The following is a 15,956-nucleotide window of genomic DNA, read 5'->3' as shown; positions in this document are numbered from 1 at the left end:
CCCTTCCACCAGGAGAGCGAACGAGGCGAAGAACCATGGATCCCCACACCGACGAGCAGTACGACGGCCAGGTGCGCGTCGAGGCTGCACTGGAAGAGCTGCGGCTCGGACGCGGCGTGGTCGTCTTCGACGACAGCGACCGTGAGAACGAAGGCGACCTCATCTATGCGGCCGAGCACATGACGGCCGAGTCGATGGCCTTCGTGATCCGCCACACCAGTGGGCTCGTCTGTGTGGGGATGGCCGGCGATCGTCTCGACGAGCTGGACCTGCCTCCCATGGTCGAGGCGGCCAGCGATCCCCGGGGGACTGCGTTCAGCGTCTCGGTGGACCTCAAGGGCGTGACCACCACGGGCATCTCGGCTGCGGATCGCGCGATCACGTCGCGGGCCCTGGCCACCCCGGGAGTCGGCGCCGAGCAGTTCAGCAGGCCCGGACACGTCTTTCCTCTCCGTGCCCGCCCCGGCGGCGTCCTGCAGCGTTCGGGACACACCGAGGCCGCAGTTGACCTCTGCCGGCTGGCCGGGCTGCAGCCGGCCGGCGTGCTCGCCGAGATCACGAACCCCGACGGCACCATGGCACGGATGCCGGACCTCCTGGAGTTCGCCCGCGAGCACCAGATGGTGTTGCTCTCGGTGGCGGACCTGGTCCGCCACCGGATGCGCCGGGAGACCCTCGTCAAGCGCACGGCCACCGCCGCCGTGCCCACGCCGTACGGCGTCTTCCGGGCCAGCACGTACCGCTCGGACGTGGACGGGACCGAGCATGTCGCATTCGTCCACGGCAACCCCGACGGGATGCGCGACGTGCTGGTCCGGGTGCACTCGGAATGCCTGACCGGCGACGTGTTCGGCGCCCGCCGGTGCGACTGCGGTGAGCAGCTGAACCTGGCGTTGGAGCGGATCGGACAGCACGGCACCGGCGTCGTGGTCTACCTGCGAGGGCACGAGGGCCGCGGCATCGGCCTGAGCCACAAGCTGCAGGCCTACCAGCTGCAGGACGAGGAGGGCCTCGACACCCTCGACGCGAACCTGGCGCTCGGACTGCCGGTCGACAGCAGGGAGTACGGCGTCGGCGCCCAGATCCTCCGCGACCTGGGCATCACGTCGGTGCGCCTCATGACCAACAACCCGGCCAAGTTCTACGGGCTCTCCGACTACGGCGTGACCATCTCCGAGCGAGTGCCCCTCCAGGTCGCGCCCAACGAGCACAACCTCGGCTACCTGCGTGCCAAGGCCGCACGACTCGATCACGAGCTGGCCGACGAGCCACTCAACGCCATCCCCCATGACGAGCAGGCCCTGCCCGCCCACGAACGGAGCGCATCGTGACCAGCACCGCCACCCCTGTCAGCAACATCCCCGAGAAGTTCCGTGAGGCGATGTCGGCCTTCCCGAGCGGCGTCACCCTCATGACGACGACCGGGCCGGACGGCGAGCCCCGCGGCTTCGCGGCGAGCTCCTTCTGCTCGCTCTCACTCGACCCGGCCCTCGTCCTGGTCTGCCTCGCGAAGACGGCCCAGTGCCACGACGCGTTCCTCCAGAACGACCAGTGGTCGATCCAGATCGCCGGCGCCGCCCACATCGACCTGATCAACCGGTTCTCCACCAAGGGGGTCGACAAGTTCGGTGGCGGCGAGTTCCTGCCGGACCACCGCGGTGTGCCTGTTCTGCTGGACGCCGCCGTACTGATCGAGTGCGAGGCGCACGAGCGCTACGACGGCGGTGACCACACCATCCTGGTCGCCCGAGTGATCGAGGTGGACCTGGACGACCGCCCGGCCGTCCTCTACTTCCAGCGTGAGTTCCGGCACCTCGACCACCAGATGGCCGAGGGAGACTTCCGGTGAGTGTCGACACCGAGGCACGCCCGGCGTCCGAGGACAACTCCGACATCACCCGGCCGCTGACCCTCAGCGGACGGGTGATGCACAAGTCGCCGTCGGGCGTACGTCGGGTCCTGGTCGACGTCGGCGAGGGAGGGCAGCTGCTGGGCTACCTCGTCAAGACCGCGATCAAGGAGCCCCGCGGCTACTGGGGGGCCACCCGCGACGAGATGTACCACATGCTGCGGTTCTGCTGGCTCCCCGTGACCCTGGCCGTGGGTGGCTTCTCGTTCCTGATCGCCAACTACGCCTACGACCTGGTCAGCCTGCTGGGCGCGGGCAACCGGCTCGGCACCTACTTCGTGTTCGCCAGTCTGCGCGAGATCTCCCCCTTCGCGACCGGCATGGCCGTCGCAGGTGTGATGGGGACGGCCATGACCGCTGACCTGGGCGCGCGCAAGATCCGCGAGGAGCTCGACGCCTTCACGGTGCTCGGCATCGACGCCATCCGCACTCTGGTGCTGCCGCGCGTCATCGCCATCACCGTGATGATGGTGGGCTTCAACATCCTCGGCAGCCTCCTCGGCATGTCGATGGCGATGATCTCCGCCACCACGCTGGGCACGACCTCGCCGGGCGCCTTCCTGGGCAACCTGCTCGGTTCCATGACGGTTCCCGAACTGGTCGGCACGAACGTCAAGTGCATGCTGATCGGCTTGTTCATCGGGATCGTCTCCGCCCAGAAGGGACTCACCGCCAAGGGCGGCGCCGAGGGCGTCGGCCGGGCCGTTAACGAGGCCGTCGTGCTCTCGTTCGCCGCGGTCTGGGTCTTCAACTTCATCGTCAACGCCACGATGCTCGGGCTCAACCCCGAGATGCTGATCAGTAGGTAGGGGCTCCCATGACAACCACGACACACGATGCCACGCACCGGTCCGACGAGGGCGAGGACGAGGACGACAACCAGCCGAGCGCCGCCAGCGCCGGCGGCATGGGCGGATACAGCGACGGTTCCTCACTTCTTGCGGACCTCGGCAGCATCGCCACGTTCAGTTTCGGGGTGTTCAAGAGCCTCCCCGACGTCCGCCACTACGGCACCGAGGTGCTGCGCCAGGCCGGCATCATCATCCTGAAGAGCACCTTCATCATCTGGTTCATGATGTGCATGCTCGCCGCGGAGATCGCGCTCGAGGCGCACTACCTGCTCGCCCAGCTCGGCGCCGGTGGCTACACCGCGGTGTTCAGCTCGACCGGCGACTACACCGTGGCCCCGGAGATGTGGGGCTGGATCCTGTCGGCCAAGGTCGGCTGCGGCCTGGTCGCCGAGCTGGGGTCGATGCGAATCAGCGAGGAGATCGACGCGCTCGAGGTGATGGGCCTCGACTCCCGGGCCTACCTGGTCACCACCAGGATCCTGGCAATCGTCATCGTGACCCCGTTCATGTTCGTCACCGGCACCGGCTTGATGTACATCCTGGGGTACTACCTGAACGTCCATGTGTTCCACAGCGTCTCGGCCGGAGGCTACCTGTCGGTGTTCTGGTCGTTCACCACCCAACAGGACCTCATCCTCTCGCTCCTGCAGGGCTCGATCATGGGCATCCTGATCATCCTGGTGGCCTGTTACTACGGCTACAACGCCAGCGGTGGACCCGTGGGTGTCGGCAAGGCCACCGCCAAGTCGATGGTGATCAACCTCGTCATCGTCAGTGTGCTCGGTGCGGTCTTCCAGCAGCTCTTCTTCGGCGCCCTCTCCCGCGCGCCCATCAGCTTCTAGCGCGCCGGCCCCGGCACCCACGTCTTCCCGAAAGGAATCTCGTCATGTCCCACCAGCAGCTCACTCTCGAGGGTGAGACCAGGTCCTATGAGGACATCTACAGCAACGGCATCGTGGCAGACCACGCGGACGGTGTGACGCACAGCGTCAACATCAAGAACGTCAAGAAGTCGTTCGGCTCCTTCGACGTGCTGACCGGGCTGAACATCGACTTCGCTGACGACGCGATCACCACGGTCCTCGGCCCGTCGGGCACCGGCAAGAGCGTGCTGCTCAAGCACATCGTCGGCCTGCTCGAACCCGACTCGGGTGTGGTCGAGGTGTTCGGCCAGGACATCTGGGGCATCTCTGCCAAGGAGCGGCAGGAGATCCGAAAGCGTTTCGGCGTGCTGTTCCAGGACGGCGCCCTGTTCGGGTCGATGAACATCTACGACAACGTGGCGTTCCCGCTGCGCAAGCACACCGACAAGCGTGAGTCGGAGATCCGCAAGATCGTGATGGGCCACCTCGAGGAGGTCGGCCTGACCCGAGCGGTCGGCAAGTATCCAGGTGAGGTCTCCGGCGGCATGAAGAAGCGAGCCGGATTCGCTCGCGCACTGGTGCTGAACCCCAGCGTCGTGATGTTCGACGAGCCCGACTCGGGTCTGGACCCGGTCCGCACCAGCCTGCTCAACGACCTGATCCTCAAGATGCACGCCGAGCACGGTGGCACCTACGTCCTGGTCACCCACGACATCCGCACCGCCCGCAAGGTCAGCGACTACGTGGGTGTCGTGTGGGGCGGGAAGCTGATCCACTACGGCGAGACCGAGGAAGCCTTCAACTCCGACATGCCGTTCGTGCGTCAGTTCCTCTCCGGCGACTCCGTCGGCCCGCTCGGGATGGACTGATGGCAATGCGTGCGAAACCTCTTCTGGGCGCCCTCGCGGTGGCTGCCGTCGTCGTCGGCGGCGTGACCATGGCGGGCGACGACGACTACGAGGTGAAGATGGTGATGCCCTCGGCCGCCCAGGTGTCCGAGCGCACTCCGGTGTGGATCAACGGCCACCACGCCGGCCAGGTCGAGGACCTCGCGGTGAAGGACGGCAAGGCCGTGGTGACGATCTCCCTGGATGACGACTTCGGCCCCATCCATGAGGGCACCACCTCACGCGTGGAGTGGGTCTCCGCCGTCGGCGAGCGGGTCCTCACCCTCTACCCGGGACCCGAGAAGAACTCCCGTGTCCCCGACGGCTCCTACCTGGAGGCGAAGTCGCACCAGGTCGAGGTCGACCAGGTCCTGTCCACCCTCGATGCCCCGACCCGCAAGCGGCTGACCTCGTTGATCGGGCAGCTGGACAAGAGCGTCGACGGGCACGAGGACGACCTGCGGCGCACCATCCGTGGTGCGGCCGGCACCGTCGACGCCCTCGGTGAGGTGCTCCGCGCGGTCGGCAAGGACGGCCCGGCGATCAGGTCGCTGGTCAAGGAGCTCAGCCGGATGACCGACGTCGCCGCCTCGCGCCGGGAGTCGATCGCGTCGACGGTCTCCGACCTGGATGCTGCCACGGGTGCGATCGCCGGGCACCAGGAAGACCTCTCGAGCACGCTGAACAAGCTGCCCGGGACCCTGAGGACCGCGCAGAACACGCTGGACAAGGTGCCCGGTGCGTCCACCGAGACCGTCGCCCTGCTCGAGGACCTGCGCCCGGCTGTCAGTCACCTGCCCGGCGTCAGCAAGAACCTGGCGCCGACCCTCGTCGACCTTCGGCCGACCGTGGCGCAGCTGCGTCCCCTGCTGTCCTCGGCCGACGAGCTGCTCGAGCAGACGCCCGAGCTCCTGGATACCAGTCACGCAGTCCTCCCCACTGCCGACGACCTCGTCGGCGACCTCGGACCGGCCATCTCGTTCCTCCGCCCCTACACCCCCGAGGCGGTCGGCGGCCTCTTCAACTGGGGCCAGGCCTTCGCGCCCTACGACGGTGCGGGCCACACCTGGGCCGGTCTCCTGGCCCCCGGGACCAGCGCCCTCAACGAGACCCCTGTTCCCCTGCCCACCGCACGTCAGAACCCGCGCCCGGCACCCGGCCAACCGGTCAACCAGCCGTGGACCGACGCGAACGGAAGTGAGATCCGATGAAGCCGAACCCCAAGAAGCTGGCCGCCGTCGGCGTGGGTGTGGTCGGCCTGGCCATGGTCGGAAACCACTTCGTCAGTGACGACGTGGCCGACGACCAGGTCCGGGTGACCGCGGTGTTCAGCGACGCCAGCCCCTTGGTGGCCGGCAACGTGGTGAAGGCCGCCGGCGTCCAGGTCGGCAGCATCACCGACATCGACCTCGAGAACGGCAAGGCCGAGGTCGAGATGGTGCTGGACCGTTCCGTCCTCCCGCTGCACGAGGACGTCACCGCCACGATCACCACCCAGGACCTCCTCGGCGAGCGGTTCATCGCGCTCGACCGGGGCAGCCCCGACTCTCCGGAGCTCGAGGACCCGATGGTGATCTCGCAGAAGCACACGGCACGCGTCGTCGACCTGCAGGACGTGCTCGGCTCACTCGACACACCGACCTCGGCGGCACTCGCTGCCCTGGTGACGGAGTCCGGAGAGGCCCTGAAGGGCCAGGGGGAGCAGACCGACGCCGCCATCGCCGCGCTCGGGCCGGCGATGACCCAGAGCCGCGACCTCGCCGCGATCCTGTCGGGTCAGAACGAGCTGCTCGGCCAGTTGGTCGACAACGTCCAACCCGTCGCCTCGGCCCTCGGCACCGAGAAGGGTCGCAGCCTGGACCACCTGGTCAGCTCGACCACCGATGCCCTGGGCATCGTCGCCGCCGAACGCGAGACCTTGCAGAGCGCCCTGGAGCGTCTGCCCGGCACGATCTCCAGCTCCCGGGCGGCCTTGGCCGAGCTGGCCGGCGTCGCCGACCCGGCGACCCGCACCCTTGGCTCCCTCCGTCCGGTGACTGACGACCTGGTCGACATCAGTGGTGAGCTACAGCGCTTCGCGGACGCGGCCGATCCGGCCCTCGCGTCGCTGCCCCCGGTGCTCAAGAAGGCCGACGAGCTGCTCGCCCAGGCCGGCCCGGTCGCCGCGGCCCTCCGCCCGACGGCGCGGGACCTGGTGCCCACCAGCGCCGCGGCGGAGCGACTCACCACGGGGGCGGTCAGCGGCCAGCACCTGACCGACCTCCTCGAGTTCGTCAAGGGCTGGTCGATGGCGACCAGCGACTACGACGCCATCAGCCACTACTTCAAGGCGATGGTCCCGCTGTCGCCGAACGCGCTGGGCGACACCGCCGCCGGTCTCGTGCCGGCCCTTCCGGACGACATCCTGCACGGACTGCCCGTGCCCGCGGCACCCGAGGTCCCGCTGCCGGGCCGCCCCGGCGCTCCGAAGAACACGGCACCACCGACCAGCGATTCGGCGCCGCCGAGCACGGAGAAGAGTGCCACCGGCCTCTCCCAGCCTCAGGAGAACGCGCTGCTCGAACAACTTCTCGGAGGTTTGAAGTGACTGTCAAGGTGACCCCCGACTTCCTGGCGCGATCGGTCGCGTTCCGGGCAGGCATCGTCGTGCTCGTCGTGCTCGCCGGTGTCCTGTTCCTGACCTTCAAGGCACAGACCGGCATGCCGTTCGCGAAGACGACCGAGGTTCAGGCCCTCGTCTCCGACGTGCACTCCCTGCGTGCCAACGACGCCGTCCGCCAGAACAGCAAGAGGATCGGCCGGGTCAAGGCCGTCGAGTACAAGGACGACGCGGCCCTGGTGACGTTGGAGCTGGACGGCGACGTCGACGTCTACAAGGACGCCACCGCGGCGGTCTGGGACCTCTCCGCGTTGGCCACCAAGTTCGTCGAGTTCGACCCCGGCACCAGCAAGGCTGGTGGCTTGGCGGGCGAACCCATCCCGGTGACCCAGACCGAGGACTCGGCGGACCTGCACCAGCTGCTCAACGTGCTCGACCCCAAGACCCGCGCCGCCGCCACGCGGACCTTGCGCGAGGTCGGCGGGGGAGCGGCCGGCCACGGCACGGATCTCAAGGCGTTCCTTGCCGAGGCCCCTGACCTGCTGGGCGACGTGGGCGCCGTGTCGAAGGCCCTCGCCGACCCCGACGCGGATCTCGCGGAGCTGCTGCAGGGCGCCAACCTGCTGGCCACGCGCTTCCACGGGCGCGAGTCGGAGATCGCACAGCTGGTGCGGCAGTCGGACCAGACCCTGACCGCGATCTCCACCGACTCGGGAACGCCGCTGCGCGAGACCGTACGCCGCCTCCCCGGCACGCTCGACGACGTCGACCAGGCAATGGACAGCCTGCAGGCGCCCCTGTCTCGCACCCGGGAGGCGATGGTCGCCCTCGAACCCGGTGCCAAGGCACTCGGGAAGTCGGAGAAGGATCTTCGCGGCTTCCTGGTGGATGCCGTCCCGGTCGCCCACCAGGTGCCCGGTGTGTCCGAGCTGGCCCTGCCTGCAGTCGACGACCTGACCCGGACCCTGTCCGATGCCCGTCCCCTGGTGCCCGAGGTGCGGCAGGCGGTCGGCGACCTGCTCACGCCGTTGCGCGTGCTGTCGCGCTACTCCACCGACATGGCGCAGCTGTTCCTGCGCGGCGCCAGCTTCGTCTCGCAGGGACCCAACCCGGGTGTGCGCTACGCACGGCTCGGTGTCACACCCGGTGTGAACACTGTGACCGGCGGACTCCTCCGCTCCGGGAACCTTCCGCAGAACCAGTACCCGCGACCGGGTGTTGCCCAATACGACCGTGCCCAGGGCCTGCCCCCGGGCCTGCCCGAAGGGGTGACCCGATGAGTGCCCGATCATTTGCCTCCAGCCTCAAGCCACGTACGCCGAAGGCGGCCGGGGTGATGGTGATGGTGTTCCTGCTGGGATTCGCCCTGCTTGCCTTCAACCGGCCGAAGGTCGAGACCACCCTCGCCTCGGGGGAGAACCTGCAGGCGGAGTTCTCGGCGTCCTACAAGCTCGTGCCCTACCAGAGCGTCGTGAAGCTGGCCGGCGTCGAGGTCGGCACCGTGACAGGTGTCGAACGATCCGAGGGCGACCGGGCCGTCGTCGAGATGAAGCTCCACGACGGCACCCGCGACAAGCTCGGCACCGCGCCCAGCGCCAACGTGCGTCCCACCCTGGTCCTGGGCGGCACCTACTACGTCGAGCTGGTGCCCGGCGGCGAGGAAGGTGACGTCCGTGAGGGCAGCACCATCCCGGTGAAGCGCACGACGGTACCCGTCGAGCTGGACCGGGTCCTGAGCGCCGTCACGCCGGATGCTTCGGACGCGATCAAGGGGACGGTGAAGAACCTCGACCGGACCATGAACAGGACAGGTGACCGGGAGCTGCGCAGGCTGCTCACCAACGGTCCAGGAACGCTGGAACCCGCGAGCGAGGTGCTTTCGCACTTGCGCGGAACGGTTCCGGCCACGGACCTGACACGTGTGGTCGACGGGCTGCGCAACACCTCCGCCGCCCTCAACAGCGAGAGCGGACAGCTGGACTCGATCCTGACCGACCTCGGCACCGTGTCGTCCGCCCTGGCCGACTCGAGGACCCCTCTGGCAGAGACCCTGGACAACGGTCCCGAGACGATGCGGGTGACCCGGGCCGGGCTTGCCGACCTCGACAGCACGCTCGACAAGCTGGGCACCACCGCGAAGTCGTTCCGGCCGGCGGCCCGTGAGCTCGACCCGGTGCTGGCCGAGCTCGACACCGTGCTCGAGACCGCGCGTCCGGTGATCGCCGACGCCCGGGTGGTAGTCCGCGACGCCCGGCCCCTGGTCAAGGACCTCGTGCCGACCAGCATCGACGCGACCGGAGTCCTCAACGACTTCAAGGGGCCCGTCCTCAACCGGCTCAACGGGCCGGTCAAGAAGGCGGTCAACTCGTCCTGGAAGGGCAAGGGCCTCTACGAGGGTGGAGGAAACGACAATCTCCTCTACGAAGAGGTCGGCTACCTGCTCTCCGACACCGCCGACGTCTTCAAGTTCCACGACAAGAACGGTGCGATGGGACGACTGATGGCCGGTGTCGGCGTCAACACCCCGGGTGGCGTGATCAGCAAGTCGTTGATCCAGTACCTGGAGTCGGCGGGCTTCCTGCTGCCGGCCGGGCCTGAGGAGGGCGCCAACGACGGTGAGCCGAAGCCTCCGCTCGGTACGTCGCCCCCGTCCGCCGATCCCATCCTGCCCAACACCGGGCTGGACTCGCTCCAGCTTCCCCTCGTCTCGAGGAGCACACGATGAGCAAGCAAGGTCGATTCGCGGCCCACATCGAGCGCCTGAAGACCGTTCCCGGCCTGGGCCGCGACGTCGGTGCACTGACCGTGTTGATGATGCTGGGCGTCCTGTCCGCAGTGATCATCAAGTCCTACCTGGGCGGCAGCGCCCCGTGGAGTGACCAGACCATCGTCAAGGCGGAGTTCGCGCAGGTTCCCGGCCTGAACCCCGAGAGCCAGAACAGCGTGACCATCGCCGGGGTCAAGGTCGGCGCGGTGACGCAGACCGAGGCGACCGACGACGGCACGGCTGTCGTCACGATGAGGCTTGACGGCAACTACGACATCTACAAGAACGCCCAAGCGGTGCTCCGTCCGAAGAACCCGCTCAACGAGATGCAGCTGGAGCTGAACCCGGGCACCAAGTCGGCCGGCCGGATGACCGAACGTGACGTCCTGCCGGTCACCCAGACCAAGCGACCGATCCAGGCCGATGAGATCCTCGGCCACCTCGACGAGCGCTCTCAGTCAGCACTGACCGATCTGCTGCTCGAGTCCGACGTGGCCTTGGCACGGGCCCCGCAGAACCTTCCACCGGGACTTGGTGCCACCTCCGACACGCTGGACTCCCTGCAGCCGGTCGTCAAGGAACTGGCCACCCGCAAGGAGCGGATCGCGACGCTGGTCACGGCCCTGGGCGACATCTCCCAGGCCGTCGGATCCAACGACGAGCGGATCACCAGGCTCGCGTCGTCGACCGAGCAGACCCTGTCGGTCCTGGCTGGCAGCGACAAGGCGTTGCGCGCCAGCCTCAAGGAGGTCCCCGGGCTCACGGTCCAACTCCGTCGTGCCCTCGGCAGCACCCAGGAGCTCACCACACAGCTCGACCCGACGCTGGACAACCTGGACAAGGCCTCGAAGGACCTGCCGCCCGCCCTGACCCGCTTCCAGTCGACGATCGGCAACCTGGGCGACACGCTCGACTCCGCCAAGCCGGTGCTCGACCAGGCCACCGGCGTCATCGCCGACCTGCGACCGACCGTGGCCGACGCCGGCACGTCGCTGCGCACCCTGCGCACGGTGACCGGGCGCCTGGACCACGACACGCTGACCGTCATGAACTACCTGACCGACATCAACGCGTTCGTCTACAACACCTCGTCGGTCTTCGGTGCCGGTGACGCCAACGGCGGCATCATCCGCGGTCACCTGATGGTGCCGCTCCCCGGCGCCGCTGTCCTTCCCAACAAGCTCGACCAGGGCCGAGGAGACAACTGATGAGATTCGGAATCGGTGCGACTGCCGGGCGGACCCTGGCACTGGTCGCGTTCTTCGCGGCGGTCGCGATGATCATGTACTTCTTCTACTCCGGAACAGGTGCCAAGCGCCCCTTCATCGACTCCGGCGAGTACACCGCCACGGTGAAGATGAAGGACGTCGACAACCTGGTCATGGCCGGACAGGTGCAGATCGCGGGCGTCCGGGTCGGACAGGTCCGCTCGGTCGAGCGCCTCGACGGTGGCGGGCTGGAGGTCGAGTTCGCCCTGGACGACGAGCAGGCCCCCCTTCACGAGGGTGCCCAGCTCCGGCTCGCCGAACGCTCGCTCGTCGGCGAGACCTACCTCGCCCTGACCGACGGCAAGGGGGCCGAGCTGCCCTCCGGCACCGAGCTCCCGGAGGACGCCGTGGAGCCGAGTGTGCAGCTCCGTGACGTCCTGGCCAGCGTGGACGAGCAGACCCGCGGCGACCTGAGGAGCCTGCTCCGTTCGCTCGGTGAAGGCACCTCCGGGACCAAGTCCGACACGGCGGCGCTGTTGACCGGCATGGGCAACCTCGGCCGCGAGGGTCACACCGCCCTCGACGCCATCGCCGCCCAGTCCTCCGACCTGACGGCGCTGGCCCGCGAGACCACCCAGGTCCTCGCGGCACTGGACACCGGTCAGGGACAGATCGCCAGCCTGGTGAAGAACGCGAACCGGCTCACGGCCTCCACCGCGGGGCAGCGACAGGCGATCGAGGACACCCTGCGCCTGGCGCCCGGCGTCCTCGACACGGCATCGACGGCGTCCGGTTCGCTGGAATCGCTGGCAACGGCGCTCCTGCCGGTCGCCACCGACCTGCGGGCCGCCGGACCGGATCTCTCCCTCGCCCTGCGCGAGCTCCCGTCCACCACCACCGACCTGCGCCGCATGCTTCCCTCGATGTCGGGCGTGCTGGACAAGGCCCCGGCCACCTTGAAGCGGGTGCCGACGATCAGCAAGGACCTGCAGTCGATCATCCCGACGGCCCAGGCGACCCTGGCCGACGTCAACCCGATGCTCGCCTACGTCAAGCCCTACGGTCCGGAGCTGGCGGCGTACTTCGCCAACTTCAACGCGGTGCTCAACTACCGTGACGAGAGCGGCGCCTACTACCTGCGACTGACCCCGCTGGTGAACACCCACTCGCCGGGCCTGCCGATCTCGACCGACGGACTGCTGGGGAACTACACCAACCCCTACCCGGCACCCGGCACCGGAGCGACTCCCGGTCCGTTCAAGGGTGACTACCCGCGTGTGGAGAGGGACGGACGGTAACCGTGACTCCGCTGCGTCGCCTGCTCGGACTGGTGCTCATCGCGATGGCGATCGCGATGGTGGGCATCGGTCTGAGCCAGGTGCGCACGGACACCACCAGCGCCTCCTTCCTGTCGCTGGACGACCCGAGCCAGAAGGCGAGTCTCGAAGCCGCCCGTTCGTTCGGGGGTGACCCGATCGTCGTGGTTGCGGAGTCGAAGAAGTCCGGAGGACTGCTCGGTCGGGAACAGATCACCGCGCTGGTCGGGCTCGAGGGGGAACTCTCCCGCCTGCCCGACGTCGCCGTCGTCTACGGCCCCGGCACCGTGCTCAACCAGGTCGCCGGCCAGGCCCAGAACATGCTGGCCACGATCTCGGGCCGCCGCGACGGACTGCGAGCGGACGCCGAGCAACGTGCCCGGGCGGCCGGAGCGAGCAAGGCCGAGGCGACCAAGGCGGCGGACGCGGCGGTCGCGAAGTTCGACGTCCGTTACGGCAGCCTGCTCGCCAAGGGCCTGCCCGCGGGCCTGCCCACCTTGCGCAACCCCGGCTTCGTCCGCGCGGTCGTCTTCGACGAGGAGGGCGAGCCGCGTCAGCAGTGGCGCTTCGTCGTGCCCCGTCCCAATGCGATCGCCATCGTCGTCCGGCCCCGCGAGGGCCTCGACCAGGCGGCCACCGAACGACTCGTGGAGCGCACCAAGAAGGCGGTCGGGGACGCCGGGCTCCAGACCACCAAGGTGACCGTCACCGGCATGCCGGTGATCGCCTCGGGTCTCGGAGGGATGCTGCGGCACGAGATCCCGCTCCTGGGCTCGGTAGCCCTGGTCCTGATCGGGGCGTGCTACGCCTTCCTCCCGTGGCTCTCCCGTCGCCGGGCACGGCTCCTTCCGTTGGTGGCCACACTGGGCGCGACCGCGATCACGCTCGCGCTGTTCGGCTGGCTGGACCACCCCCTGTCCCTGGGCGTGGTGGCGTTCCTGCCGATCATCATGGGCACCGGCAGCGACTTCCCGGCGTACCTGCTCCGCGGCGCCGACCGTCGCCGGGTCATCGTGACTGCCGTCGCCGCAGCGGCGGGCTTCCTGTCGCTGGCGATCTCCCCGGTCCCCTTCGTCCGAGACCTCGGCATCGCACTGGCCACCGGCGTCCTCATCGCCGTGGCCCTCGGCCTGCTGATCAGCAAGCTGGCCCCGCGCTCCGCGGAACTGCCCGACGTGCCCGAGGCGACCCTCGAGCCGGCCGCTGTGCCGGTGCGCGGCAGGGCGTTGTCGCCGCTCGCACGGTTCGGCGTCCTGATGGGCGCAGGGGCGATCGGGCTGGTCGGGTGGCTGGCACTGCCGCACCTCGACATCGCGGCCCAGCCGGAGCAGCTGGCCCAGGGCGTCCCGGAGCTCGACGACGCGACGTACGCCGAAGGGGTGCTGGGCTCGGCCGGTGAGGTGCAGGTCTTCGTCCGCGGGGACGACGTGCTCACGCCCGCGAACCTGGCCTGGATGAACCGTGCACAGGAGATCACGCTGCGCCGCTTCGGGGATCGGCTGCACCCCGTGGCCAGCCCTCCCTCGCTCCTGGCCTTCCTCGGTGAGAACCCCACGGTCTCCCAGATCCAGGCCGGGCTCGACCAGATGCCTCACTACCTCCGCAGCTCCGTGATTCGCGACGACCGGCGCCAGGCCGTGCTCAGCTTCGGGATCGAGCTCGATGACGTGGGCGAGCAGCAGCAGTTGCTCCGGGACCTGCGCGAAGCGCTCCCGCCGCCACCGGACGGCACCACCGTTGATCTCGCCGGGCTCCCGGTCGTGACCGGACGCAGCTACGAGCTGGTGTCGCAGGACCGCTACCTGGCAAGCCTCGCCGGGATCGGTGCGGCCGGCCTGGTGCTGCTCATCGGACTCCGCCGACGGGCCGACGCCCTCCGTGCGGTCGGCGCCGCGTCACTGGCGACCGGCTGGGGCCTGGCGGGTGCCTGGTTCCTGGGAGTCTCACTCACGCCGTTGACGGTCACCCTCGGCTGCCTGGCCACCGCCACGGCCTGCGAGTTCAGTGTCCTGCTCGGCGCCGGGCGAGTCGGCCCACGGAGCACCGTCGTACGCCGTGCGGTCCTGGTCGCCGCCGCTGCCGCTGCGTCCGGCTACCTGGCACTGATCGTCTCGGGGCTGGCCGTGATTCGTGACTTCGGGCTCTTCCTCGCGGCCACCGTCGGGTTGTCGCTCCTGGCCGCACAGGTCATGCGACTGACCACCTCCCCGATGCCGGTGGCCGCGCCCGCAGTCAACCAGACCGAACCGACTCGAATGAAGGTGAAGCTGTGAAGATCCCCAAGCTCTCCCTGCCGCAACGCACGCGAACCCGGGTCGGGGCACTCGTCGCCCTGGTGGCGGTGGTCGCCGTCGGCGCGGGTGCCGGCTACCGCATGTTCACCGGCCTGCCCGACGACGCCGTCCTCGAGTACGACGGCCAGGTGATCACCCAGCACGACCTCGACGAGCGGGTCGACGCGCTCGGTGCCCTGTACGGAATCCAGAAGCCCGCCGCGGCCGACGACCAGGACACCTTCCAGCGAGACGCCGCCAAGGCCGTCGCGGTCAGCCTCATCCTCGACGATGCCGCCGAGGAGCACGACATCGTGATCTCCGACAAGTCCGCCCGTGACACGCTCGCCGCGATGCTCGAGGAGCAGCTGGCCGACCCGCGCAAGGACTTCAACCAGCTGCTGGCGAAGTTCGGGATCAGCGAGGACGACGTACTCGAGGAGATCAAGCGCCAGCAGGCGATCGCCCTGCTCTTCCGGGAGATCACCCAGGACGCGGTCGACGGAGTCGGCGCCGACGACGTGCGGTCCTACTTCGACGACGACCCGTCGAGGTTCGCCCTCCCGGAGCAGCGTCGCCTGAGCAACATCGTGGTGAGCAACCGCAAGGACGCCCGCACGGTGGTTGCCGCAGTACGAGGCGGGACGGACTTCGCGACCGTGGCACGCAAGGTCTCGCTCGACGACGCGACCCGCGACAAGGGCGGTGACCTGGGCACTGTCACCGCGGCGGAGCTCGACGAGGCGTTCGCCGAGCCGGCGTTCGCAGCGGGCAAGGGCCGCGTCTTCGGACCCGTGAAGACGCCCTACGGCTGGAACGTCGGCCGGGTCGTCGCGGTGACTCCCGGGCGGGCCATGCCCTTCGCCAGGGTCAAGGACCAGGTCGCGGACGCAGCCCGCTCGGAGGCAGCACTCAAGGCCTGGCGACAGTGGCTCAAGGACGAGATCAAGGACGCCGACGTCGAGTACGCCGACGACTACCGCCCGAAGAACGCCGACGAGCCGCCGGCCGACGCCGGTGTCAACCCCGGGACCCTGGAAGACCGATGACCCCGGTCCTGATCAGTGCCCTCGTCGCAGCCGGCTTCGTGTCACTGAGCCTGTGGGGCTTGCGCAACGTCGAGGAGCTCGTCCCCGAACGACCGTCCATGGCCCGACGGGACAAGGAGCTCCGCTCACTGAAGCGGGGCGCCAGGTCGTGCTTCCTGATCGGCCTGCTCTTCGCCACGTGGGCCGTCGTGTTGGCGGTCAACCTCGTGCTGGACAGCCGCTGATCCCCCCCTT

The 15,956-nt window shown here is 68.9% G+C and carries 14 protein-coding genes; all 14 read left to right on the top strand.

The window, feature by feature from the left end; translation table 11 throughout:
• Positions 1-35: 35 nt before the first annotated feature.
• From ASD66_RS16325 to ASD66_RS16260, 14 genes are read left to right on the top strand one after another with little or no spacing between them, the layout of a single operon-like run.
• On the top strand, positions 36-1,331 hold the full coding sequence (locus tag ASD66_RS16325) for a bifunctional 3,4-dihydroxy-2-butanone-4-phosphate synthase/GTP cyclohydrolase II (RefSeq protein WP_056683594.1): 1,296 nt from the start codon (positions 36-38) through the stop codon (positions 1,329-1,331).
• Positions 1,328-1,849 (top strand): flavin reductase family protein, encoded by a 522-nt coding sequence (locus tag ASD66_RS16320; protein ID WP_200950087.1) that lies wholly within the window; start codon positions 1,328-1,330, stop codon positions 1,847-1,849. Before ASD66_RS16325 ends, ASD66_RS16320 begins: the two co-directional genes overlap by 4 nt.
• Positions 1,846-2,718, top strand: a complete 873-nt coding sequence (locus ASD66_RS16315) for an MlaE family ABC transporter permease (RefSeq protein ID WP_235530134.1) — start codon at positions 1,846-1,848, stop codon at positions 2,716-2,718. The genes ASD66_RS16320 and ASD66_RS16315 overlap by 4 nt, the downstream gene beginning before the upstream one ends.
• Positions 2,719-2,726: 8 nt before the next feature.
• Positions 2,727-3,602, top strand: a complete 876-nt coding sequence (locus tag ASD66_RS16310) for an ABC transporter permease (protein WP_056683591.1) — start codon at positions 2,727-2,729, stop codon at positions 3,600-3,602.
• A gap of 44 nt (positions 3,603-3,646) precedes the next feature.
• Entirely contained in the window at positions 3,647-4,492 is an 846-nt protein-coding gene (locus tag ASD66_RS16305) for an ABC transporter ATP-binding protein (RefSeq protein ID WP_082563881.1), read from the top strand.
• A gap of 5 nt (positions 4,493-4,497) precedes the next feature.
• On the top strand, positions 4,498-5,721 hold the full coding sequence (locus tag ASD66_RS16300) for an MlaD family protein (protein ID WP_056683588.1): 1,224 nt from the start codon (positions 4,498-4,500) through the stop codon (positions 5,719-5,721).
• Complete coding sequence (locus ASD66_RS16295; RefSeq protein WP_056683585.1) at positions 5,718-7,097, top strand: MlaD family protein; 1,380 nt, start codon at positions 5,718-5,720, stop codon at positions 7,095-7,097. Before ASD66_RS16300 ends, ASD66_RS16295 begins: the two co-directional genes overlap by 4 nt.
• Entirely contained in the window at positions 7,094-8,389 is a 1,296-nt protein-coding gene (locus ASD66_RS16290; protein WP_056683582.1) for an MlaD family protein, read from the top strand. Before ASD66_RS16295 ends, ASD66_RS16290 begins: the two co-directional genes overlap by 4 nt.
• Positions 8,386-9,834: an MlaD family protein gene (locus ASD66_RS16285; RefSeq protein WP_056891610.1), complete on the top strand. Its 1,449-nt coding sequence runs from the start codon at positions 8,386-8,388 to the stop codon at positions 9,832-9,834. The genes ASD66_RS16290 and ASD66_RS16285 overlap by 4 nt, the downstream gene beginning before the upstream one ends.
• The gene (locus tag ASD66_RS16280) at positions 9,831-11,084 is read left to right on the top strand and encodes an MlaD family protein (protein ID WP_056891609.1); all 1,254 of its coding nucleotides are present in this window, start codon (positions 9,831-9,833) and stop codon (positions 11,082-11,084) included. The genes ASD66_RS16285 and ASD66_RS16280 overlap by 4 nt, the downstream gene beginning before the upstream one ends.
• The gene (locus ASD66_RS16275) at positions 11,084-12,382 is read left to right on the top strand and encodes an MlaD family protein (protein ID WP_056683572.1); all 1,299 of its coding nucleotides are present in this window, start codon (positions 11,084-11,086) and stop codon (positions 12,380-12,382) included. Before ASD66_RS16280 ends, ASD66_RS16275 begins: the two co-directional genes overlap by 1 nt.
• Positions 12,383-12,384: 2 nt before the next feature.
• The gene (locus ASD66_RS16270) at positions 12,385-14,673 is read left to right on the top strand and encodes an RND transporter (protein WP_082599564.1); all 2,289 of its coding nucleotides are present in this window, start codon (positions 12,385-12,387) and stop codon (positions 14,671-14,673) included.
• Entirely contained in the window at positions 14,670-15,722 is a 1,053-nt protein-coding gene (locus ASD66_RS16265; RefSeq protein ID WP_056891608.1) for a peptidyl-prolyl cis-trans isomerase, read from the top strand. Before ASD66_RS16270 ends, ASD66_RS16265 begins: the two co-directional genes overlap by 4 nt.
• Positions 15,719-15,946 carry a hypothetical protein gene (locus ASD66_RS16260; protein ID WP_056683566.1) on the top strand — a complete coding sequence of 76 codons (228 nt, stop codon included), beginning with the start codon at positions 15,719-15,721 and terminating at the stop codon, positions 15,944-15,946. The genes ASD66_RS16265 and ASD66_RS16260 overlap by 4 nt, the downstream gene beginning before the upstream one ends.
• The last annotated feature ends 10 nt before the right edge of the window (positions 15,947-15,956 follow it).

The sequence above is a fragment of the Nocardioides sp. Root151 genome, assembly GCF_001427925.1.
In the GTDB taxonomy this organism is placed as follows: Bacteria; Actinomycetota; Actinomycetes; order Propionibacteriales; family Nocardioidaceae; genus Nocardioides.
Note: the sequence above shows the minus strand (reverse complement) of the source record. Positions and strands in the feature narration are given on the sequence as shown.